Annotated in this window: 18 protein-coding genes, 2 tRNA genes and 2 pseudogenes; 9 read left to right on the plus strand and 13 right to left on the minus strand. The window is 66.6% G+C overall.

What is annotated here, in order from left to right:
* Positions 1 to 349: 349 nt before the first annotated feature.
* The 6 genes from AB4850_RS28300 to AB4850_RS28325 all read left to right on the plus strand — a co-directional run bounded on the left by AB4850_RS28300 (position 350) and on the right by AB4850_RS28325 (position 7,400).
* A complete protein-coding gene (locus tag AB4850_RS28300) occupies positions 350 to 1,033 on the plus strand; it encodes a VOC family protein (RefSeq protein WP_414442736.1) in 684 nt (227 codons plus the stop codon).
* Between the two features lie 49 nt (positions 1,034 to 1,082).
* On the plus strand, positions 1,083 to 1,994 hold the full coding sequence (locus tag AB4850_RS28305; protein ID WP_414442737.1) for a DMT family transporter: 912 nt from the start codon (positions 1,083 to 1,085) through the stop codon (positions 1,992 to 1,994).
* Positions 1,995 to 2,040: 46 nt separating this feature from the next.
* Positions 2,041 to 3,228 carry a PLP-dependent aminotransferase family protein gene (locus AB4850_RS28310; RefSeq protein ID WP_414442738.1) on the plus strand — a complete coding sequence of 396 codons (1,188 nt, stop codon included), beginning with the start codon at positions 2,041 to 2,043 and terminating at the stop codon, positions 3,226 to 3,228.
* A gap of 37 nt (positions 3,229 to 3,265) precedes the next feature.
* Positions 3,266 to 3,724: a RidA family protein gene (locus AB4850_RS28315; protein WP_414442739.1), complete on the plus strand. Its 459-nt coding sequence runs from the start codon at positions 3,266 to 3,268 to the stop codon at positions 3,722 to 3,724.
* Positions 3,721 to 4,599 (plus strand): PhzF family phenazine biosynthesis protein, encoded by an 879-nt coding sequence (locus AB4850_RS28320; protein WP_414442740.1) that lies wholly within the window; start codon positions 3,721 to 3,723, stop codon positions 4,597 to 4,599. The genes AB4850_RS28315 and AB4850_RS28320 overlap by 4 nt, the downstream gene beginning before the upstream one ends.
* 416 nt (positions 4,600 to 5,015) lie before the next feature.
* Positions 5,016 to 7,400 carry an EAL domain-containing protein gene (locus AB4850_RS28325; RefSeq protein WP_414442741.1) on the plus strand — a complete coding sequence of 795 codons (2,385 nt, stop codon included), beginning with the start codon at positions 5,016 to 5,018 and terminating at the stop codon, positions 7,398 to 7,400.
* A gap of 114 nt (positions 7,401 to 7,514) precedes the next feature.
* Here the strand turns inward: AB4850_RS28325 and AB4850_RS28330 are convergent, their stop codons facing one another.
* The 6 genes and pseudogenes from AB4850_RS28330 to AB4850_RS28355 form a co-directional block, all read right to left on the minus strand.
* A complete protein-coding gene (locus AB4850_RS28330; RefSeq protein ID WP_414442742.1) occupies positions 7,515 to 7,973 on the minus strand; it encodes a CopD family protein in 459 nt (152 codons plus the stop codon).
* Positions 7,974 to 8,282: 309 nt separating this feature from the next.
* A complete protein-coding gene (parC, locus tag AB4850_RS28335) occupies positions 8,283 to 10,607 on the minus strand; it encodes a DNA topoisomerase IV subunit A (protein ID WP_414442743.1) in 2,325 nt (774 codons plus the stop codon).
* 84 nt (positions 10,608 to 10,691) lie between these two features.
* On the minus strand, positions 10,692 to 12,677 hold the full coding sequence (locus AB4850_RS28340; protein WP_414442744.1) for a DNA topoisomerase IV subunit B: 1,986 nt from the start codon (positions 12,675 to 12,677) through the stop codon (positions 10,692 to 10,694).
* A 192-nt stretch (positions 12,678 to 12,869) separates the two neighbouring features.
* Positions 12,870 to 13,421 carry a hypothetical protein gene (locus AB4850_RS28345; protein ID WP_414445636.1) on the minus strand — a complete coding sequence of 184 codons (552 nt, stop codon included), beginning with the start codon at positions 13,419 to 13,421 and terminating at the stop codon, positions 12,870 to 12,872.
* A 33-nt stretch (positions 13,422 to 13,454) separates the two neighbouring features.
* Positions 13,455 to 13,769, minus strand: a pseudogene (locus AB4850_RS28350) (ATP-binding cassette domain-containing protein); the annotation flags it as partial.
* Positions 13,770 to 13,964: 195 nt separating this feature from the next.
* A pseudogene (locus tag AB4850_RS28355) lies at positions 13,965 to 14,813 on the minus strand (ABC-F family ATP-binding cassette domain-containing protein); the annotation flags it as partial.
* Between the two features lie 214 nt (positions 14,814 to 15,027).
* Between AB4850_RS28355 and AB4850_RS28360 the strand changes: the two are divergent.
* Entirely contained in the window at positions 15,028 to 15,210 is a 183-nt protein-coding gene (locus AB4850_RS28360) for a rubredoxin (RefSeq protein WP_206129333.1), read from the plus strand.
* A 109-nt stretch (positions 15,211 to 15,319) separates the two neighbouring features.
* Positions 15,320 to 15,394: transfer RNA gene (locus AB4850_RS28365), tRNA-Arg, on the plus strand.
* 288 nt (positions 15,395 to 15,682) lie between these two features.
* Here the strand turns inward: AB4850_RS28365 and AB4850_RS28370 are convergent.
* The 5 genes from AB4850_RS28370 to AB4850_RS28390 form a co-directional block, all read right to left on the minus strand.
* Positions 15,683 to 15,919 carry a BrnA antitoxin family protein gene (locus AB4850_RS28370; protein WP_414442745.1) on the minus strand — a complete coding sequence of 79 codons (237 nt, stop codon included), beginning with the start codon at positions 15,917 to 15,919 and terminating at the stop codon, positions 15,683 to 15,685.
* A 20-nt stretch (positions 15,920 to 15,939) separates the two neighbouring features.
* The gene (locus tag AB4850_RS28375; RefSeq protein WP_414445637.1) at positions 15,940 to 16,257 is read right to left on the minus strand and encodes a BrnT family toxin; all 318 of its coding nucleotides are present in this window, start codon (positions 16,255 to 16,257) and stop codon (positions 15,940 to 15,942) included.
* Between the two features lie 238 nt (positions 16,258 to 16,495).
* Positions 16,496 to 16,696: a hypothetical protein gene (locus tag AB4850_RS28380; RefSeq protein ID WP_414442746.1), complete on the minus strand. Its 201-nt coding sequence runs from the start codon at positions 16,694 to 16,696 to the stop codon at positions 16,496 to 16,498.
* 170 nt (positions 16,697 to 16,866) lie between these two features.
* On the minus strand, positions 16,867 to 17,067 hold the full coding sequence (locus AB4850_RS28385; protein WP_414442747.1) for a hypothetical protein: 201 nt from the start codon (positions 17,065 to 17,067) through the stop codon (positions 16,867 to 16,869).
* A gap of 95 nt (positions 17,068 to 17,162) precedes the next feature.
* Positions 17,163 to 17,354 (minus strand): hypothetical protein, encoded by a 192-nt coding sequence (locus AB4850_RS28390; RefSeq protein WP_414442748.1) that lies wholly within the window; start codon positions 17,352 to 17,354, stop codon positions 17,163 to 17,165.
* Between the two features lie 216 nt (positions 17,355 to 17,570).
* Between AB4850_RS28390 and AB4850_RS28395 the strand changes: the two genes are divergently transcribed.
* A tRNA-Met gene (locus tag AB4850_RS28395) sits at positions 17,571 to 17,647 on the plus strand.
* Between the two features lie 79 nt (positions 17,648 to 17,726).
* On the opposite strand, the gene AB4850_RS28400 is transcribed toward AB4850_RS28395, so the two are convergent.
* Both AB4850_RS28400 and AB4850_RS28405 read right to left on the minus strand, forming a co-directional pair.
* Complete coding sequence (locus AB4850_RS28400) at positions 17,727 to 18,251, minus strand: HD domain-containing protein (RefSeq protein ID WP_414442749.1); 525 nt, start codon at positions 18,249 to 18,251, stop codon at positions 17,727 to 17,729.
* A gap of 174 nt (positions 18,252 to 18,425) precedes the next feature.
* Positions 18,426 to 20,273, minus strand: a complete 1,848-nt coding sequence (locus AB4850_RS28405; protein ID WP_414442750.1) for a hypothetical protein — start codon at positions 20,271 to 20,273, stop codon at positions 18,426 to 18,428.
* Position 20,274 lies beyond the last annotated feature (1 nt).

Consider the following 20,274-nt stretch of genomic DNA (forward strand, 5'->3'; position numbering starts at 1 on the left):
GTATCGCGCCGATTGTACCGTTACTGTTCCGGTCCGTGCGATTACAGTTTTCAGGTCGCCATCAGGCGGGCATCCGCTTTCATCGCGCGGCCTGCCCACCTGGCGCAAGGCATCCGCCGGAGCCATCCGCTCCGCGCCGCCACCACGGCTTGCGTTGCACCTGCCCGGCCATCCGGCCATCAGCCAATACGGCAGGCCACCGCCCTTCCCGCCGGACGCCATCCGTCCGTACCGCACCTCGCCGCACCAGCGTATCGGGCCGGTTGCATGGGCCGGTTGCATGGGGCCGGCAGCCTGACGCAGCCCGTATGCCTGCGCCTCACCCGTTTTTGCCGAACCGAATACCGACATGACCGCACGACCGCTGAAACTCGACCACCTTGTGATTGCCGCGCGCACGCTCGACGAAGGCACGGCCTACGTCGCCGACACGCTCGGCACGGAGCCGGCCGGCGGCGGCGCGCATCCGCTGATGCGCACCCACAACCGCCTGTTCGGGCTGTGGGGCGGCGCCTATCTCGAAGTCATCGCGATCGATCCCGATGCGCCGCAACCTGCGGGCGTGCCGCGCCCTCGCCTGTTCGCGCTCGACGAACCCGCCATGCACAAGCGCATCGCCAAGGCGCCGGCGCTGGTGCACTGGGTGGCCCGTGTCGAGCCGCCGCGCCATCTCGACGTCTGGCGCCGCCAGTATCCCGAGCGGATTCCGCCCGTCGTGCGGATGCGCCGTGGCGACTGGTCGTGGAGCCTGACCGTGCCGGACGACGGCGCATTCCCGCAGGCGCCCGATCAACCGGCCCACGGCCTCGCGCCGTCGCTGATCCAGTGGGATACGCCGCGCCATCCGTCCGATGCCCTGCCGCACCACGACATCGCACTGACCGCACTGGCCGCCACGCATCCGGCCTCCGACGCGATCACCACGCACCTCGACTGGCTCGGCGCGGGCAAGCTGCTGGCCGTCTCGGCCGGCCAGTCGGCCGAGCTGATCGCGAGCTTCGACACGCCGAAAGGCGCGCGCACGCTGCGCTGACGCGCGGCCGTGCCGTTCCCCTCAACCCGACCGGAACCTCAAGACCCCAATGTCCGATTCCCGCGAAACCCGCGGCATGCTGCTCGGCCTGCTCGGCGTGATGATCTTCAGCCTGACGCTGCCGATGACGCGTGTCGTCGTCACCGAATTCCACCCGCTGCTCAACGGCCTGGGCCGCGCGCTGGCCGCCGCCGTGCCGGCCGGGCTGCTGCTCTGGTGGCGCCGCGAGGCGCTGCCCACGCGCGCGCAACTGAAAAGCCTGGCGGTGGTGTCGGCCGGCGTGATCATCGCCTATCCGGTGTTCTCGGCCTGGTCGATGAAGACGGTGCCGGCCTCGCACGGCGCGGTGGTCAACGGCCTGCAGCCGCTGCTGGTGGCGATCTACGCGGCGTGGCTGTCGCGCGAACGGCCGTCGCGCGGCTTCTGGCTGGCCGCGCTGGCCGGCAGCGCGCTGGTGATCGCCTATGCGCTGCGCGACGGCGGCGGCACGCCGCAAGTGGGCGACCTGCTGATGCTGGTCGCGGTCGGCATCGGTGCGCTCGGCTATGCCGAAGGCGCGCGGCTCGCCCGGCAGATCGGCGGCTGGCAGGTGATCTGCTGGGCGCTGGTGGTGTCCGCGCCGTTCCTCGTGCTGCCGGTGGGCTGGCTCGCCTGGGAGCACCATCTGACGCACCCCCAGCCGGCCCGGCTGACCACCTGGCTCGCGTTCGGCTACGTGACCGTGTTCTCGCAATTCCTCGGCTTCTTCGCCTGGTACGCGGGCCTCGCGATGGGCGGCATCGCGCGCGTCGGCCAGGTGCAATTGCTGCAGATTTTCTTCACGATCGCGTTCTCCGCACTGCTGTTCGGCGAATCCGTCGCGCCGTCCACCTGGCTGTTCGCGGCGGCCGTGATCGCCACCGTGGTGCTCGGCCGCCGTTCGGCCGTGCGCACCCTGCCCCAACCCGCCCGCGCGAACTGATCCGCGAGCGATACTCTCTCCTTTGCCCCGCACCATCGAGGACACCATGAACCCGAGCGACCTGCCCCAACCGAACTGGCCCCTCTCCCAACGCGCCCGCAAGCTGACCAGCTCCGCCATTCGCGAGATCCTGAAAGTCACGGAGCGTCCCGAGGTCATTTCGTTCGCGGGCGGGCTGCCGTCGCCGGCCACGTTCCCGGTCGAGCGCGTACGCGAGGCCGCCGACCGCGTGCTGCGCGACGCGCCGGCCGCGGCGCTCCAGTACAGCGCCACCGAAGGCTTCCTGCCGCTGCGCGAGTGGGTGGCCGAGCGCTACCGCGTGCGCACCACCCAGGTGCTGATCACCACCGGCTCGCAGCAGGCGCTCGACCTGCTCGGCAAGACGCTGATCGATCCGGGCAGCCGGGTGCTGGTGGAAACGCCCACCTATCTGGGCGCGCTGCAATCGTTCTCGATGTACGAGCCGAACTACGTGCAGGTGGAGAGCGACGATTTCGGCCTGGTGCCCGAGGCGCTCACGCCCGAGGTCACACGCGACGCACGCGCGCTCTACGCGCAGCCGAACTTCCAGAACCCGACCGGCCGCCGCATGCCGCTCGAACGCCGCCAGGCGCTCGCCAGGTTCGCGCAAACCAGCCCGTTCCCGGTGCTGGAGGACGACCCGTACGGCGCGCTGAACTACCAGGGCGAGCCGTTGCCGACCCTGCTGTCGATGGCGCCCGACCAAATCGTGCATATGGGCAGCTTCTCGAAGGTGCTGTCGCCCGGCGTGCGGATCGGCTACGTGATCGCCCCCGAGGCGCTGCACTTCAAGCTCGTGCAGGCCAAGCAGGCCACCGACCTGCACACGCCGTCGCTGACCCAGCGCATCGCCTACGAGGTGATCCGCGACGGCTTTCTCGACACGCATATTCCGAGCATCCGCGCGCTGTATGCCGCACAATGCGACGCGATGCTCGGCTCGCTCGCGCGCCACATGCCGGCAGGCGTGACCTGGAACCGCCCGGAAGGCGGGATGTTCATCTGGGTGCAACTGCCGGCGGGTATCGACAGCATGGCCCTGCTCGACGCCGCGATCGCGCAGCACGTCGCGTTCGTGCCGGGCGCGCCGTTCTTCGCCGACGACGCGCAGTCGAACACGCTGCGCCTGTCGTTCGTGACGGTGCCCCCCGAGCAGATCGAGGAAGGCGTGGCGCGGCTCGGCAAGCTGCTGCGCGAGCGCATCGCATCCTGAACCGCCTGACATCCATTCACACGAGGACATACAACAGATGGCAAACGTCTACGACAAACTGAAGGCTCTCGGCATCGAACTCCCGAACGCGGGCGCACCGGCCGCCGCTTACGTGATGAGCGCGCAAAGCGGCAACACCGTCTACCTGTCGGGCCACATTGCCAAGAAGGACGGCAAGGTGTGGGTCGGCAAGCTCGGCGCCGATCTGTCGACCGACGACGGCAAGCTGGCCGCGCGCAACGTGGCGATCGACCTGCTGGCCACGCTGCACGCGCACACCGGCGACCTCAACAAGGTCAAGCGCATCGTCAAGCTGATGAGCCTCGTCAACTCGACGCTCGAATTCACCGAGCAGCACCTGGTGACGAACGGCGCGTCGGAACTGATCGCCGACCTGTTCGGCGACGCCGGCAAGCACGCGCGCTCGGCATTCGGCGTGGCGCAGATCCCGCTCGGCGCCTGCGTCGAGATCGAACTGATCGCCGAAGTCGAATGACGGCCCGGCGCGTTCGCTTCAAGCAGGTCGACGTCTTCACGGCCACCCCGTTTCGCGGCAATCCGCTGGCGGTGATCTTCGACGCCGATGGGTTGTCCGACGCCGACATGCGGGCGATCGCGCACTGGACCAACCTGTCGGAAACCACCTTCGTCTGCACGCCGACCGATCCGGCCGCCGATTACCGGGTGCGCATCTTCACGACGGGCGGCGAGCTGCCGTTCGCCGGCCATCCGACGCTCGGCACGGCGCATGCGGTGCGCGAGGCAGGGCTGGTGCCGCGCACGCCGGGGCGGCTCGTCCAGCAATGCGGCGCCGGGCTGGTCGTGCTGCGCGAGCAGGCCGACGGCCGCCGCGCGTTCGCCGCGCCGCCGGCACGCGTGACGCCGCTGCCCGCCTCGGCCTATCCGGCGCTGGCGGCGGCGCTGCGCAGCGAGGCCATCGTGTTCGACGCGGCCCCGTGCGGCGTCGACAACGGCGCGCCGTGGCTGGTGGTGCGGCTCGCCTCGGCGGCCGACTGCCTGGCGCTCGCGCCCGATGCCCAGGCGCTCGCCGGCATCGTGGCCTCGGTCGGCACGCACGGCGTGGCGGCCTACGCGCCGCACCCGGCCGGCGGGCCGGCCACCTTCGAAGTGCGCTGCCTGATGACGGGCGAGCAATTCGGCGTGGGCGAGGACCCGGTCACCGGCAGCGCCAACGCGGCGATCGCCGGCCTGCTCGACAGCCAGGGCCTGCGCCCCGGCAATGCCTACACGGTGCGCCAGGGCACCGCGATCGGCCGCGACGGCCGCGTGTCGGTCGATTATGAAGACGGCAGCATCTGGATCGGCGGCGACACCGTCACCATCGTCGACGGCAGCTTCCTGCTGCCCTGAAATCCGCCGGCCGTGCGTCGCACGGCCGCGCTCGCATGAACTCGAAACGATCCTCAATTTTGTTTCAGATCATGCTTTCTTCAATAGCCCCCTATCCGCCCCGCCTCGGTTTTTGCCCTCGCTATCTAATTCGCTGACCAACCAGTAATATCGGGACCAATCGAACCCGAGCGGTCGCCACATGGGCCGGCACCCCATACGTGCCGGCGGCATGCCGTCCAAGGAGTCGGATAAAACACATGGCGCCACCCGCCCGACGCGGGGGCGACACCATCGCGCGATGCCGGGCAAGCGGCATGCGCTACCGGGCCACACGCCGACACGCCTGCGCCTCGCGCGCGGGCGCCTCCGTCGCGCGTGACCCAGCCGTCATGACCGAACCCGCTGTTCCATGCCGATCGACCGTTAGTCATCCGATGAATTCGTTTCGTCAACTCGCCGAGCTTGCGCGCCAGCCGCGCCCGCGCCGCACTCGCCGCCGCACGCTGTTCGCGATCCCCCTGCTCGGGATGATCGCGATCGCGCTGCTGTGGACGGCGATCGTCATGCGGCTGTCGATCGAGAAGGACAGCGCCTACCGCGAGGCCGCCGCCTCCGCCGCGATCCTCTCCACGGCGCTCGAGCAGCACACCATCAAGTCGATCCATCAGGTCGACCAGATCACCCGCTTCGTCAAGTTCGAGTTCGAGAAATCGCCGGAGCGCTTCAACCTGGCGAGCACCGTCGAGAAAGGCGTGGTGCCGAGCGATACGTTGATCCAGGTTTCGCTGCTCGACGCCAACGGGCACCTGTTCGCCAACACGGCCGATCCGCATCCGAAGCCCGTGGACCTGTCCGATCGCGAGCATTTCCAGGTGCATGCCACCCACAACGACGACGAGATGTACATCAGCCGGCCGGTGCTCGGCCGCCTGTCGGGCCAGTGGACGCTGCAGATGACGCGCCGCCTGAACGCCCCCGACGGCTCGTTCGCGGGCGTGGTGGTGGTGTCCGAGGACCCGAGCTATTTCACGAGCGATTTCTACAACAACGCGGCGGTCGGCAAGGACGGCGTGATCGCCGTGGTGTCCGATACCGGCGCGGTGCTGGCCCGCCGCACCGGCGCGCCGGGCACCGGCCGCGCCGCGGGCAGCTTCTCGGCCTCCGGCGTGTATCCGATCGCCGAGCGCGTGTCGGGCACCTATGCCGATCCGATCGACGGCACCATGCGGATCGTGTCGTACCGCCATCTCGACGGCTACCCGCTCGGCGTGCTGGTCGGGCTGTCGCAGGGCGAGGAGCTGTCCGACTACAACCACACGCGCAACGTCTATCTGCTGATGACGAGCTTCGTCACGCTGGCGATGCTGGCGTTCTTCGGCGTGGCGACCGGCCTGATCGGCAAGCTGCTCGGGCGCGAGCGCGAAATGACCCAGCTTGCCGAGTACGACCTGCTGACCGGCCTGGCGAACCGCTACACGACGCTGCGCGAGCTGCGCAACGACGTGGCCGAGCCGGCCAACCTGCGGCATCTGGCGATCCTGTTCATCGATCTCGACAACTTCAAGACCGTCAACGACACGCTCGGCCACAACGCCGGCGACATCGTGCTGCAGATGACGGCCGCGCGGCTGTCCGACGCGGTGGGTCACGACGGTTCGCTGTCGCGGATCGGCGGCGACGAGTTCGTGGTGGTGGTGAAGGGCGACGACGTCGAGCGCCGCGCCGTGCAGCTCGCCGAATCGATCATCGGCATGTTCGCCGACGCGTTCGAGGTGCGCGGCAGCACCTTCGTGCTGCATGCGAGCATCGGCATCGTGCTGCACGCCGTGCCCAACGAGAGCGAGATCGACCTGCTGAAAAAGGCCGACCTCGCGATGTACAGCGCCAAGGATGCCGGCAAGAACTGCTATCAGTTCTACGCCCCGCACCTGTCGCACCGTGCCGATCACCTGATGCGCTGGGAGCAGCAGTTGCGCGTGGCGCTCGCGGAGGAACAACTGTTCCTCGCGTTCCAGCCGAAGATCGACCTGACGCGGCGCTGCATCGCCGGCTTCGAGGCGCTGGTGCGCTGGAACCACCCTACCCACGGGCTGATCGCCGCCACCGAATTCATCGCGGTGGCCGAATCGACCGGCCTGATCGTGCCGATCGGCGATTTCGTGGTGCGCACCGCGTGCCGTCAACTGGCGCGCTGGCGCGACGAAGGCCACGACACGCTGACGCTGGCCGTCAACGTGTCGCCCGTGCAGTTCTGGCGCGGCGACCTGATCGACACCATCTCCAGCGCGCTGGCCGAAACCGGCATCGCGGCGGACCGGCTCGAGATCGAAATCACCGAGACGGCGATGATGGAGTTTCCGGAGCTGGTGTCCGACAAGATCATGGCGCTCAAGAAGCTCGGCATTCGCGTGGCGCTCGACGATTTCGGCACCGGCTATTCGTCGCTGTCGTATCTGCACCGCTTCGCGGTGGACACGCTGAAGGTGGATCGCTCGTTCGTGCAGGCGATTCCGGCCGACCGCAGCGTGTGCGTGATGGTGTCGTCGATCGTGCATCTGGCGCGCGCGCTCGGGCTGACCGTGGTGGTCGAGGGCACCGAAACCGAGGAGCAGGTCGCGTGGCTGTCGGCGCTCGGGCCGATCCAGGCGCAGGGCTTCCTGTTCTCGCGGGCGGTGCCGGCCGAGGGAATCGAGGCGCTGCTGGCGCGCTTCGGCGTGTGCGAAACATTGGAAGCCCGGCCGCGCGTGACGTCGAGCGCGGCGCATCTGGCCCGGATCGCGAACGTCTCGCACGAGCCGGGCGGCGGTCACGGCAACTGAGCGTTGCCGGGCGCGAGAAGGTGACGTGAGGTGAGGCGCGTGTCGCGCGCCGCCTCGGGCGGCTTCGGGCCGCCTCCGGCCGTGCTCAAACCGGCCGAACGCGCCCCCGCGAGTTCAAAAACCGCGCGACAGTACGGCCGTGGCGATCGTCACGACGCCGAGCACCAGGTTGACCACCACCAGCATGCGCATCGCGCCCACGGCGCGTGCGCCATCCGGCCAGTTCTGCGCCTGCACGGCGCGGCGAATGCGCGGGAAGATCGCGAAGCGGATATGGCCGAAGATCAGCATCATCAGCACGCCGAGGCCGGCCATCGCGTGCAGCGGCCAGGTGGCGTGCGCGCCGCCGTACGCGGTCAGCAGGAAGCCGCCGGTCAGCAGCGTGACCAGCACCGCGCCCGCCACCCAGTTGAAGAAGCGCCCGAACACGGCCTCGATCAGCGGCAGCCGCAGTTGCGGCGAGAGATCCGACAGCGCGGGGCGCAGGCAGAAATGCGCGAACACCATCCCGCCCACCCACACCGCGACGGCAAGAAGATGAAGGAACAGTGCGACGGGAATGGCGTGGGACATGGGGCAATCCTGAGGGTGTTGTTATCGGGCGAATCGAACCGGCAACCGAAACACGACAACCGGCAAACGGAAACCGGCTTGCGAGGGCGGCCTGAACCGGTTCGACCGGCCTGCGGCGCACCGGTTCGGTACGCGGGCGACATTTGACACGAAATCCCGCCGAATGTCGCGGCCCGCATTCGACGCCACGCTCGATCCGCCCATGAAAAAGCCCCGGCGCGCGGGGCAGCGCGGCCGGGGCCCGAGTCGGACGGAAGCCGATACGGGGCGCGCAGGCCGCGCGCCGCCGCGTGCGCTGCGTGCGGTACGTCAGCCGAAGATCGGCAGCAGGCCGGACAGCTTCAGCTTGAGCTCCGGCGCACGGCCCTTGCGGGCACGCTTGCCGACCAGCGGCGCAAGCGCCGCGCCCGCCAGCACCGCATCCTGCGCCTTGCCGCCGCGACCGGTGCCTTGCAGCAGCACGCCGCGACCGTCGATCGCCAGCGCCTGCACCAGCGTTTCCTTGTCTTCCAACGCCATCAGGATCACGCCGCGGCCGCCGGCCGACAGCGTCTTCATCTCGTCGATCCCGAACACCAGCAGGCGCCCCTGCCCCGACAGGCAGGCCACCTGCGTGGCGAGCGGCATGACCGGCATCGGCGCGAGCGGCACCGCGCCCTCGTCGATCGTCATGAAGGCCTTGCCGGCCTTCTGACGGCTGATCATGTCACCCACCTTGGCGATGAAGCCGAAGCCGTTGCTCGACGCGAGCAGCAGCGGCTGCTCCGCGCCGGCCGCGAAGTAATGCATCAGGTGCGTGCCCGATTCGAGTTCGATCAGCGAGGTGACCGGCACGCCGTCGCCGCGCCCGCCCGGCAGCACCTGCACCGGCACCGAATGCACGCGGCCCTTGCTGCCCCAGGCGATCAGCGTATCGGGCGTGCGGCACTGGAACGCCGCGTAGAGGCCGTCGCCGGCCTTGAACGTGAAGCTCGCCGGGTCGAGCCCGTGGCCCTTCAGCGCACGCACCCAGCCCTTTTGCGACACCACCACCGTCACCGGCTCGTCGATCACCTTGGCCTCGAAGATCGCGCGCTTTTCCTGCTGGATCAGCGTGCGGCGGTCGTCGCCGAACTGCTTGGCGTCGCCCTCGATCTCCTTGATCATGAGCCGCTTCATCGCGCTGTCGTTGCCCAGCAGCTCTTCCAGCTTGGCCTTCTCGGCGCGCAACTCGTCGAGCTCCTTCTCGATCTTGATCTTCTCGAGCCGCGCGAGCTGACGCAGGCGGATTTCGAGAATGTCTTCGGCCTGACGCTCGGTCAGCCCGAACGCCGACATCAGCGCGGCCTTCGGTTCGTCCGACTCGCGGATGATCCGGATCACCTCGTCGATGTTCAGGAAGACGATCATCCGCCCTTCGAGGATGTGGATGCGGTCGTCGACCTTGCCCAGACGATGGCGGCAACGCCGCGTCAGCGTCTGCTGGCGGAACCCCACCCACTCGCCGAGGATCGTGCCGAGCCCCTTCTGCGCGGGCCGGCCGTCGGGGCCGATCATCACGAGGTTCAGCGGCGCGTTCGATTCGAGGCTGGTGTGCGCGAGCAGCGACTGCACGAACTCGGTCTGATCGAGGGTGCGCGACTTCGGCTCGAACACGAGCCGCACCGGCGCATCCTTGCCCGACTCGTCGCGTACGGCGTCGAGCAGGTCGAGCAGGGTCTTCTTGGTATTGGCCTGCTCCTGCGTGAGCGTCTTCTTGCCGGCCTTGATCTTCGGGTTGGTCAGCTCCTCGATTTCCTCGAGCACCTTCTGGCCCGAGGTGTTCGGCGGCAATTCGTTGACCACCAGTTGCCACTGGCCGCGCGCGAGCTCCTCGATCTTCCAGCGCGCGCGCACCTTGAGGCTGCCGCGCCCGACTTCGTAGGCAGCGGAGATTTCCGCGTCGCTCGAGATGATCTGGCCGCCGCCCGGGAAATCCGGGCCGGGCACCAGTTGCATCAGCTCGGCGTGCGAGAGCTTCGGGTTGCGGATCAGCGCCACAGCCGCGGCCGCCACTTCGCGCAGGTTGTGCGACGGGATTTCCGTCGCGAGGCCGACCGCGATGCCCGACGCGCCGTTCAGCAGCGCGAACGGCAGCCGCGCCGGCAGCAGTTGCGGCTCCTGGAACGAACCGTCGTAGTTCGGCATGAAACCGACCGTGCCCTGGTCGATCTCGTCGAGCAGCAACTGGGCGATCGGCGTGAGCCGTGCTTCCGTGTATCGCATCGCGGCCGCGCCGTCGCCGTCGCGCGAGCCGAAGTTGCCCTGGCCGTCGATCAGCGGGTAGCGCATCGAGAAATCCTGCGCGAGACGCACGAGCGCGTCGTAGGCGGATTGATCGCCGTGCGGGTGGTACTTGCCGAGCACGTCGCCCACCACGCGCGCCGACTTCACGGGCTTGGCGTTGTTGCCGAGGCCCATCTCGTTCATCGCGAACAGAATGCGGCGCTGGACCGGCTTCTGGCCATCGCAGACATCCGGCAGCGCGCGGCCCTTGACGACGCTGACCGCGTAGCTGAGGTAGGCGCTCTCGGCATAATCGCCGAGCGTCAGGACATCGCCGCCTTCGGGCGGCTTGGGCGGCTCATCGAAAAAATCGGGGGTGTTGTCGTCCATCTGGTATCGCTTCCGTATCGGTTCAGGGGCGGCTCGGCCGGCGTGCCGCGCGGCGCATCGGGTGCGCGGCGCGGATCACGCCGTTCAGATATCCACCTCGACCTCGTTGCCCTTTTCCTCGAGCCAGCCGCGACGTGCGGACGCCTCGCCCTTGCCCATCAGCATCGTCATGCGCGATACCGTGGCGTCGTAATCGAGCCCGCCGAGCGCGACCGGCGTGAGGCGGCGCGTATCGGGATTCATGGTGGTGTCCCACAGCTGCTCGGCGCTCATTTCGCCGAGGCCCTTGAAGCGGCTGATCGACCATTGCGTGTCGCGCACGCCGTCCTTGCGCAGCTTGTCGAGGATCGCCTCGAGTTCGCCGTCGTCGAGCGCGTAGAGCTTCTGCGCGGGCTTCTTGCCGCGCGCCGGCGCATCGACGCGGAACAGCGGCGGCCGCGCCACGCACACGTGGCCGCGCTCGATCAGTTGCGGGAAATGCTTGAAGAACAGCGTGAGCAGCAGCACCTGGATGTGCGCGCCGTCGACATCCGCGTCCGACAGGATGCAGATCTTGCCGTAGCGCAGGTTCGACAGGTCGACGTTGTCGTCGGGGCTGTGCGGATCGACGCCGATCGCCACCGAGATGTCGTGCACCTCGTTGTTCGCGAACAGGCGGTCGCGCTCGGTTTCCCAGGTGTTCAGCACCTTGCCGCGCAGCGGCAGGATCGCCTGATATTCCTTGTCGCGGCCCATCTTGGCCGAGCCGCCGGCGGAATCGCCCTCGACCAGGAACAGTTCGTTGCGCGTGATGTCCTGCGTTTCGCAGTCGGTCAGCTTGCCGGGCAGCACCGCCACGCCCGAGCTCTTGCGCTTCTCGACCTTCTGGCCGGCGCGCGTGCGCGCCTGCGCCTGCTTGATGACCAGATCCGCCAGCTTCTTGCCGTGCTCGACGTGCTGGTTCAGCCACAGTTCGAGCGCCGGGCGCGAGAACGACGACACCAGCTTGACGGCGTCGCGGCTGTTCAGGCGCTCCTTGATCTGGCCTTGGAACTGCGGATCGAGCACCTTTGCCGACAGCACGAACGACACGCGCGCGAACACGTCCTCGGCCAGCAGCTTGACGCCCTTCGGCTGCAGGTTGTGCAGCTCGACGAAGCTTTTGACCGCCTGATAGAGGCCGTCGCGCAGCCCCGATTCATGCGTGCCGCCCGCCGGTGTCGGAATCAGGTTCACGTAGGATTCGCGCGTGAGCGAGCCTTCCTCGCTCCAGGCCACCACCCACGATGCGCCTTCGCCGTCGGCGAAGGTATCGTCGCCCGAGCTTTTCGAATCGGCGAAGCGTTCGCCCTCGAACAGAGGAATCAGCAGCTCGCTGCCGTTCATTTCGTCGAGCAGATAGCCGCGCAGGCCGTCCTGGTACTTCCAGACCTGACGCTCGCCGGTTTTCTCGGTGATCAGCACCACTTCGACGCCCGGCAGCAGCACCGCCTTCGAGCGCAGCAGGCGCTGCAGTTCGCCGGCCGGCAGGTTCGGCGAATCGAAATACTTGCCGTCCGGCCAGACGCGCACGCGCGTGCCCGACTTCTTCTCGCCGCGGCCGGCCGCCTGCGTGACGAGCGGCTTGACCACGTCGCCGTGCGCGAAACCGAGTTCGGCGATCTTGCCGTCGCGCCAGACCGTGACGTCGAGGCGCGTGGCCAGCGCGTTGGTGACCGACACGCCCACGCCGTGCAGGCCGCCGGAGAACGTGTAGGCGCCGCCGGCCGCCTTGTCGAACTTGCCGCCGGCGTGCAGGCGCGTGAAAACGATTTCGACCACCGGCACGCCTTCGTCCGGGTGCATGCCGTACGGAATGCCGCGACCGTCGTCCTCGACCGAGACCGACTGATCCGCATGCAGCGTGACCGTGATCTGCTTGCCGTGGCCGCCGAGCGCCTCGTCGGAGGCGTTGTCGATGACTTCCTGGATAATGTGCAGCGGGTTTTCGGTACGCGTGTACATACCGGGCCGCTGCTTGACGGGTTCGAGACCCTTCAGCACCTTGATCGATGCTTCGCTATAGGCCGCTGCGGGCTTTTTCGTGGACATAGGCGCTAGTTCATCCATCGTCCGCGATGCTTATCCCCAGATCATGTGGACAACATCGTGGACAAAACGTTGAATTCGATAAAAAAGCCAATCGAAACAATGCGCTGACGCGACTGCTCCGAAATCGGGCGGCGCCGCATGCGACGCCGGGGCCGAAACGCGGCGTATTTTACTGGTTCCTTGCGCGCGCGATCATGACGGCTTGCGCTTGGCCTCGAGTTCTTCCCAGCGTTCGAGCGCGACGAGCAGTTCGTTGTCGAGCGTGGCGAAGCGTTCGGTCAGGCGCGTGCCTTCCTTCGCGTCGCGCGCGAAGATCGTGCCGTCTTCGAGTTGCGCGTTGATCGCGGCCTGCTCGGCTTCGATCGCCGCGATCTTCTGGGGCAGATTGTCGAGTTCGCGTTGGTCGTTGAACGACAGCTTGACCGGGCGCTGGGTGTTGCGGCTCGCCGCGTTCTTGCCGGCGTCGTCCTTCGGCACGGCAGCCGGCGCGGGCGCGGCGGCTTCCTGCTGCCGGGCCAGATCCTTCGAGCGCGCTTGCTGGGTTTGCCAGTCGGTGAAGCCGCCGACGTATTCGCGCCAGGCGCCGTTGCCTTCCGACGCGATCACCGAGGTGACCACGTTGTCGAGGAAGGCGCGATCGTGGCTGACCAGCAGCACCGTGCCGTCGTAGTCGGCCAGCAGCTCTTCGAGCAGTTCGAGCGTGGGGATGTCGAGGTCGTTGGTCGGTTCGTCGAGCACCAGCACGTTGGCCGGCCGTGCGAACAGGCGCGCCAGCAGCAGGCGGTTGCGTTCACCGCCCGACAGCGAGCGCACCGGCGAGCGCGCGCGCTCCGGCGCGAACAGGAAATCGCCGAGATAGCTCATCACATGCTTCTTGGTGCCCGCCACTTCCACCCATTCGCTGCCGGGGCTGATGGTATCGGCGAGGCTCTTGTCGAGATCGAGCTGCGCGCGCATCTGGTCGAAGTACGCCACCTGCAGGTTGGTGCCGGTGCGGACCTTGCCTTCGTCCGGCGTGAGTTCGCCGAGGATCAGCTTCAGCATGGTGGTCTTGCCGACGCCGTTCGGGCCGATCAGGCCGATCTTGTCGCCGCGCATCACAGTGCTGGAGAAGGTATCGATGAAGGTGCGGCCGTCGTAGCGAATCGTGACGTCGGTCAGCTCCGCGACGATCTTGCCCGACTTCTCGCCCTGCGCCACGTCGAGGCGCACGTTGCCCTGCGAATTGCGGCGTTCGGCGCGCTCGTTGCGCATGTCCACGAGCCGCGCGATGCGGCCCACGCTGCGCGTGCGGCGCGCTTCCACGCCCTTGCGGATCCAGACTTCTTCCTGTGCCAGCAGCTTGTCGAACTTCGCATTCTCGACGCGCTCGACTTCCAGCTGCTGCTCCTTGCGCGTTTGATATTGCGAGAAGTTGCCGGGATAGGACAGCAGCCGGCCGCGATCGAGCTCGACGATGCGGGTGGCGACGCGATCGAGGAACGCGCGATCGTGAGTGATGAACAGCACGCTCGAGCGCTGCGAGATCAGCAGTTCTTCCAGCCAGCGGATGCCTTCGAAATCGAGGTGGTTGGTGGGTTCGTCGAGCAGCAGCACGTCGGGCTGCAGCACCAGCGCGCGGGCCAGCGCCACGCGCTTCTTCATGCCGCCCGACAGCGCTTCCACCAGCAGTTCGCCGTCGAGGCCGATCTGCGCCAGCGTGGTGGCCACGCGGGTGCGCCAGTTCCAGCCATCGGCCATGTCGAGCGACGCCTGCAGCGTGTTCATGCGCGCCATCAGCGCGTCGTGCCCGGCGCCTTCCGGTTCGTCAGCGAGCCCGTGCGCGACCGTGTCGAACTCGTCGAGCAGCGCCTGGATATGCGTGAGACCGCCCGCCACCGCGTCGAACACCGACAGCCCCGGCTCGAATTCGGGCTCCTGCGACACGTAGACCGTCACCAGATCCTGCTGGCGGGTGATCAGACCGTCGTCGGGACGCGCGAGCTCCGCGACGATCTTCAGCAGCGAGGACTTGCCCGCGCCGTTGCGGCCGATGAGGCCGACGCGTTCGCCGGCTTCGAGCGAAAAATCCGCGTGATCGAGCAACGCGACGTGACCGAACGCAAGCTGCGCGCCGGTAATGGAATAGAGCGACATGGGGGGAGCGGCGATGAGAGGGATTCGGAAGCGCCCATTGTAACGGGCATCGGGAGTGGTTCTAAGTTGGCCGGATGGCGAGCCGCGCGCAACGGTGCGGCGAACGTTGATCGGGCGCAGGCTGGGCGGCCGGGCGTTTCGGGTATATTGCGCGGTCTGCCGGCCAGCTGCTGCACAATTTTCACTGTTTCCGCACTATTTTCCGATCGTCATCATGAGCGAAGTCGTCGAATACCAAAGCTGGGTCTGCCTGATCTGCGGCTGGATCTACAACGAACAGGAAGGCCTGCCCGACGAAGGCATCCCGGCCGGCACACGCTTCGCCGACATCCCGGCGGATTGGCGCTGCCCGCTGTGCGATGTGGGCAAGGAGGATTTCGTGGTGGTGGATTTTTGATTTTGCGGTGAGGTTGCGGGCGGACGCGCTTGACAGCCGTTTTAGGGGCGGGAAGCTTTGCTATACTCTGCCCCGCTGAATCGCGGCGCCGTCACCGGCGCCCTATCCGCTCCCCGTAGTTCAATGGATAGAACAAGCGCCTCCTAAGCGCTAGATACAGGTTCGATCCCTGTCGGGGGGACCAGTCAAGCCCCAAACCTTCCCCAAGTTTCACCTCCCACCCCCCTCTCAAGCCCGCCCAGTAAGGCTTTTAGCCCCCAGCGTTATCAGACTTTGCTCAAAGACAGCGAGCACCTTTGTTGGTATTTTTTGTTGGTACCTGCCGATACCAACAACCGAACCGGTTCTCGGTGCGATAAGCCTTACCAGCAAGCGAAGGGAGAACTCCCATACCGCCTCATCGATGTCCGCTTCGATTTGTGTTTTAAGGAGAGGCGTGTGGCCTTGGGCTGGCCACGCCAGACACACAACCTCACATCATGCCGTGTGATGTCGCGTAGTCCCTGAGCGCATCGTTCATGCGTGTTTGCCATCCGTCGCCCTGGGCCTTGCAGGCATCCACGATGTCAGGATCGATCCGCAGTTTGAGCGGCATCTTGGGATTGACCGACTTCGGCCTGCCACGCGGCTTCGTCAACTTGGCCGCAACCTCCTCGCCTAACAACTCGGACAACACGTCTTCCGCCGGTCGCGCGCGCGAAATCGGCATCCGTCCACGCCGGATTGTCGTCAGTCGGATTGCTGGTTTTTTGCTTGCTCATATCTCTTCACCTCACGGGAGTTGGCTTTTCGAAGGCTGATAACGTGAACCATGCCGCCGCGCGGCGTGAACACCAGCATATGAAGGCGATCGTCTAAATAACCGAGCGCCTGGAAGCGGCGCTCCGGATACGCCATCCGGACATCTTCCACGATCAACGCACCTGCCATCTCGAAGTCATGAGCCAGCTCGAAGGAGAGGCCGCGCTCGGCGATGTTCTTCTCGCTTTTGTTCGCATCATAGTGACCTGCGGAGGAATTTTGTAGCCGCTCAAGCTGCTTGCGTATGAGGGCAATGACTCGTTCGACGAATGCGAAGGCCTTGTTCATAGGCCTCGCGTATCACCGAGGGGCACGAGACCAACCGCCCCGCTGGCGGTATCGAACTGCGTCGACACTGATGACCGGGTGCTACGCCCAGTCCATCGGCTGGTGTGCATCCGGTGATGCCAGGACGGATGTGTGACAACGAGGTGTGCTCGAATCGCACACGCGTTGGCATGCTTAAAACCGGCACGATCTAGCGCTACGCTTGCCCGTCGCCAGACACCGCTTGCTGACGAAGTTCGTCGCGCAACTCCTTCAGCACCTGGATCGCGCCGGCGATACGCAACAGGGTTTGCTGCAATTCGCGTTGCCTGTTCTCAAGCGCGCGAAGTTGCTCTTCGCCGGCCCGGTGGTTGTCCTCCAGCTCCTGGAGGCGAGCGGAAATGGTGGCTTCGTTCATGGTCTGGCCTGTTTGTTATGGATGACCGGTGATCCTGGCACGAAAGCGGACGCGTCACAAATGAAAAGCCGCGCTTGGGGCAAAGCTGTCGGAATCGCCTCAAATTATGGAAAACCTCCGCAGCGCCTTAACGTGCAGGAATTTGTCGACGCCAGCCCCACCTGCCGACACTACTCCGGCCCTTCCCCCGAAGCCCCGTGCCGCCGCACATCGTCAAGCAACTCGGTCAGCACCTGAAGCGCGCCGTCGATACGCAGCAACGTCTGTTGCAGTTCGCGCTGCTGCGTATCGAGTCGACGAAGCTGCTCTTCGCCTGCGCGCCGATTTTCCTGAAGCGACTGAATACGCGCTGTGATTGCTGCTTCGTCCATGATTTCGGTGGAATCCCATCAAGATAAAAAGTGGAAGCACAAAAGTCCGGCGTCTCACCGTCGCGACCGAGCGACTCGCCAGCCCAACCACGAACCTACGTTCGAGACAGCGTCTGATAATTGATCGCGATGATCTGCGCGACGGTCGCCACGGTTTGACTGTCGTGCGTCAACAGCACCTTGTCGGAGAGTTGCTTCGCCAGCACAAGTTGCTGAAGCGCCAACGACGCTGCTTTTTCGATCGAGAATTCGGCTGCATCAGCCGGCAGAGTATCGAAATACGACATCGGAAGCTCCTTCAAGGGTGATGATGCGAACATAGCATCGGCCCTTTTTGGGAAGCGCAAACAACTGCAAAACCTGTCCGGTCAATTGCAACACGGTTCAACGCATGCATCCACTGGGCACCGTCGCTCGCAGCGCGCGGGAATGCATACCCAGCCCGCTACCCATACCCGCCCGATCCATTTGACTTCCCCCCTCGCCCCGAGTACACTACGCGTCGCGGGGTGGAGCAGTCTGGCAGCTCGTCGGGCTCATAACCCGAAGGTCATAGGTTCAAATCCTATCCCCGCAACCAAATATCAAAAGCCCGCTCTGCGAAAGCAAGCGGGCTTTTTGCTGTGCCGCTCCCGAACATCGAGGCGGCACGTCCTACCTCACGCCTCCGGCCGCCTCGCATAAGCCTCGTCGAACAACCTCTCCAGCGTCGGATGCACGCCGCGCACCTGGTCGGCCACCTCCTTCGCCCAATCGAAATACTCGCGCTTGCGTTGCTCGGGCCAGTCGGCCGGCGGGTTCTCGGCGATGTCGCGCAGGTTGCAGATCTTGTCGGCGAGCTTGACGAGCTTCGCGCGCCGGCTGATGTGCGCGGCATGCTCGACCTGAAGGCGCTTGCGCTCTTCTTTCGGCAGCGATTTGTCGTCGGTCACGTCGCGCACGATATCGGCCACGATCTGGCCGAACAACTGCACCAGCTCCTGCTCCGTGGTAGCGGTGTCCTCAATCACGTCGTGCAGGATCGCGGCGGTCAGCACCGGCTCGTCGTCGATGCCGGCCTCGTTGGCCAGCACGTTGGCCAACGCGATCGGATGATTGATGTAGGGCGAGGCATCGACGTCCTTGCGACGCTGGTGTCGGTGTCTCTCGGCGGCGAACGCCAGTGCGGCAATGAACTTGCTCATCGGTAACCACCCCTGCGCTCTCACGCGTGATTTTGCGAAAGTGTAAGGGATAGCCGACCCCCACACGTTCGATTCCATTCTCGAAAACGACAACATGCATTCCGGATGCGCCCGCCATCGCGATCGGGCCGGCAATCATCGCCCGATCGAGACGGTTCGTCGCAACGCGCAACATCAGCGCCGCAACACCTCGACCCGGCAGAACTGATACGGATCCTTCCCCGCCCCGATCCCCGCCGAATACGCCGCGCAACTGCCCGGCACGATCGCGAACCCGCGGGCGTGCAGCACGGCATCCATTCGCGTGACGATCGCGCGATTCTCGGCGTCGATATCCCTCACATCGTCGGCGCGCAAGCCGATCGTGCAACGCGCCGGGCCGTCCGTCCCGGCAACCGGCAGCACCGCCGCATGCAGGCGCACGCGCCTGACCAGCGACGTCAGCATCGCGCAGCCGCGCTCGCCATGCGTCAGGCCGAGCTTGCCGAGCGTGGCATCGAGTTGCGCGACGGTATCGGCCCGCCCGTTGTAGGCCCCCCCGAGCAGCGCGTACACCGGCCCCTTGCGGCTGTCGGCGATCTCGTGCACGCGCGGCATGTAGCCCGCGCCCTCGGGGAATCCGACATCCACGCCGACAAACGCCACCGCCGGCGGAAACAAGGTGGAGAGCCAGGCACGCGGCTGCTCCGCGTTCACGAGCAGCACGGTGGTACGCGCCGGCTGGTCGAGCGGCGGCACCTCGGCGTGATAGAGCGGATCGGCCCAGCCGTTGTGCCCCCAGGTCGGCGCGCCGCCGGCCACCACGATCGCCGTGGCGATCCCGAGCAGCCACTTCGCCCAGCGCCGGGCGCGGGCATGGGTCGTCAGTTGCGTGAGCACGAGGAACGCGACGAGCGGCGCGAGCACCTCGATCGGCACGATATAGCGATAGATGCCGAACAGCTTCATCCACAGCACGAAGCCGAACGCGAGATACGCGATCACGAACGCCGCGCGCGGGTCCATGCGTTCGCCGCCGCGCGCCGCCAGCCTCGCGGACACGGCACGCGCCGCCCAGATCAGCCCGAGCACATAGACGATCGCCCAGATGATCTGCCGCAACCCGGCCTCGCCGCCGCGATGCGCATCGAGCGAAATGACGAAAGGCCACAGCACCGTCTCCACGATGCCGTGCGGCATCCAGCGCGTATCGCTGATCGACAGCGGCTTGACCAGCGGATTCGGAAACACGGCGCTGAACTGCGGAAACAAAGGATTCCCGAACGTGTGCCACATCCGCAGCATCCAGTAGCCGCCGGTCGCGGCAAATCCCGCCAGCACGCCGATGCCGAACACGAAGCCCACGCGCAGGCGCACCAGCAGGTTGCCCGGCATCGCCGCGAGCAGCGCGCCGCAACCGGCCACGGCGAACACCGCGTTGGTCAGCTTGAGCCCCGCCGCCAGCCCGATCAGCAGGCCGCCGGCCAGCAACACGGCGAAGCCCCGCACGCTGAAGCGCCCGAGTGCATCCCAATGCGCCACCAGCAGCGCGACGCCGGCCAGGCAGACGACGGCGGTAGTGCTGTCGCCCATCGTATTGCCGAGCACGGACAGGAAATTCGCGGTCAGGCAGCCGGCCAGCGCCAGCCAGAACGGCACGCGCTGACGATCGGCGCCGGGCAGCCCGGCCAGCAGGCGGCGCGCGATGTCGAGCAGCAGCACGAACATCAGCCCGTGAAACGCGCCGATCAGGAAACCCACCAGACGCGGCGGCCAATGCGTGTTCAGCCAGTAGAACAGCACGTCCAGCAAGGGATTGAAATAGCCCTGAAAACTCGCGGCGCCGAGGTCGGTGGTCAGCTTGCCGTGCAGGAAGGCGAACGCGGCGTACAGGTGATAGTTGTGCAGATCCCAGTTCGAATCGGCGCCGAGCCACAGCGAATAGCAGCCGAACAGCAGCGGCACCAGCACGATCGCGATACGCGAGGCGAGCGGCAGGCTCGGCGGATGAGAACGGGACGAGAAGGATCGGGAGACGGACATC

The organism is Burkholderia sp. 22PA0106 (assembly GCF_047497155.1).
Lineage (GTDB): Bacteria > Pseudomonadota > Gammaproteobacteria > Burkholderiales > Burkholderiaceae > Burkholderia.

What these genes read in the sequence shown, in the direction of transcription:
- AB4850_RS28300 (WP_414442736.1), top strand. Translation starts at nt 350, where the DNA reads ATGACCGCACGACCGCTGAAACTCGACCACCTTGTGATTGCCGCGCGC.
- AB4850_RS28305 (WP_414442737.1), top strand. Translation starts at nt 1,083, where the DNA reads ATGTCCGATTCCCGCGAAACCCGCGGCATGCTGCTCGGCCTGCTCGGC.
- AB4850_RS28310 (WP_414442738.1), top strand. Translation starts at nt 2,041, where the DNA reads ATGAACCCGAGCGACCTGCCCCAACCGAACTGGCCCCTCTCCCAACGC.
- AB4850_RS28315 (WP_414442739.1), top strand. Translation starts at nt 3,266, where the DNA reads ATGGCAAACGTCTACGACAAACTGAAGGCTCTCGGCATCGAACTCCCG.
- AB4850_RS28320 (WP_414442740.1), top strand. Translation starts at nt 3,721, where the DNA reads ATGACGGCCCGGCGCGTTCGCTTCAAGCAGGTCGACGTCTTCACGGCC.
- AB4850_RS28325 (WP_414442741.1), top strand. Translation starts at nt 5,016, where the DNA reads ATGAATTCGTTTCGTCAACTCGCCGAGCTTGCGCGCCAGCCGCGCCCG.
- AB4850_RS28330 (WP_414442742.1), bottom strand. Translation starts at nt 7,973, where the DNA reads ATGTCCCACGCCATTCCCGTCGCACTGTTCCTTCATCTTCTTGCCGTC.
- parC (WP_414442743.1), bottom strand. Translation starts at nt 10,607, where the DNA reads ATGGACGACAACACCCCCGATTTTTTCGATGAGCCGCCCAAGCCGCCC.
- AB4850_RS28340 (WP_414442744.1), bottom strand. Translation starts at nt 12,677, where the DNA reads ATGTCCACGAAAAAGCCCGCAGCGGCCTATAGCGAAGCATCGATCAAG.
- AB4850_RS28360 (WP_206129333.1), top strand. Translation starts at nt 15,028, where the DNA reads ATGAGCGAAGTCGTCGAATACCAAAGCTGGGTCTGCCTGATCTGCGGC.
- AB4850_RS28370 (WP_414442745.1), bottom strand. Translation starts at nt 15,919, where the DNA reads ATGCCGATTTCGCGCGCGCGACCGGCGGAAGACGTGTTGTCCGAGTTG.
- AB4850_RS28380 (WP_414442746.1), bottom strand. Translation starts at nt 16,696, where the DNA reads ATGAACGAAGCCACCATTTCCGCTCGCCTCCAGGAGCTGGAGGACAAC.
- AB4850_RS28385 (WP_414442747.1), bottom strand. Translation starts at nt 17,067, where the DNA reads ATGGACGAAGCAGCAATCACAGCGCGTATTCAGTCGCTTCAGGAAAAT.
- AB4850_RS28390 (WP_414442748.1), bottom strand. Translation starts at nt 17,354, where the DNA reads ATGTCGTATTTCGATACTCTGCCGGCTGATGCAGCCGAATTCTCGATC.
- AB4850_RS28400 (WP_414442749.1), bottom strand. Translation starts at nt 18,251, where the DNA reads ATGAGCAAGTTCATTGCCGCACTGGCGTTCGCCGCCGAGAGACACCGA.
- AB4850_RS28405 (WP_414442750.1), bottom strand. Translation starts at nt 20,273, where the DNA reads ATGTCCGTCTCCCGATCCTTCTCGTCCCGTTCTCATCCGCCGAGCCTG.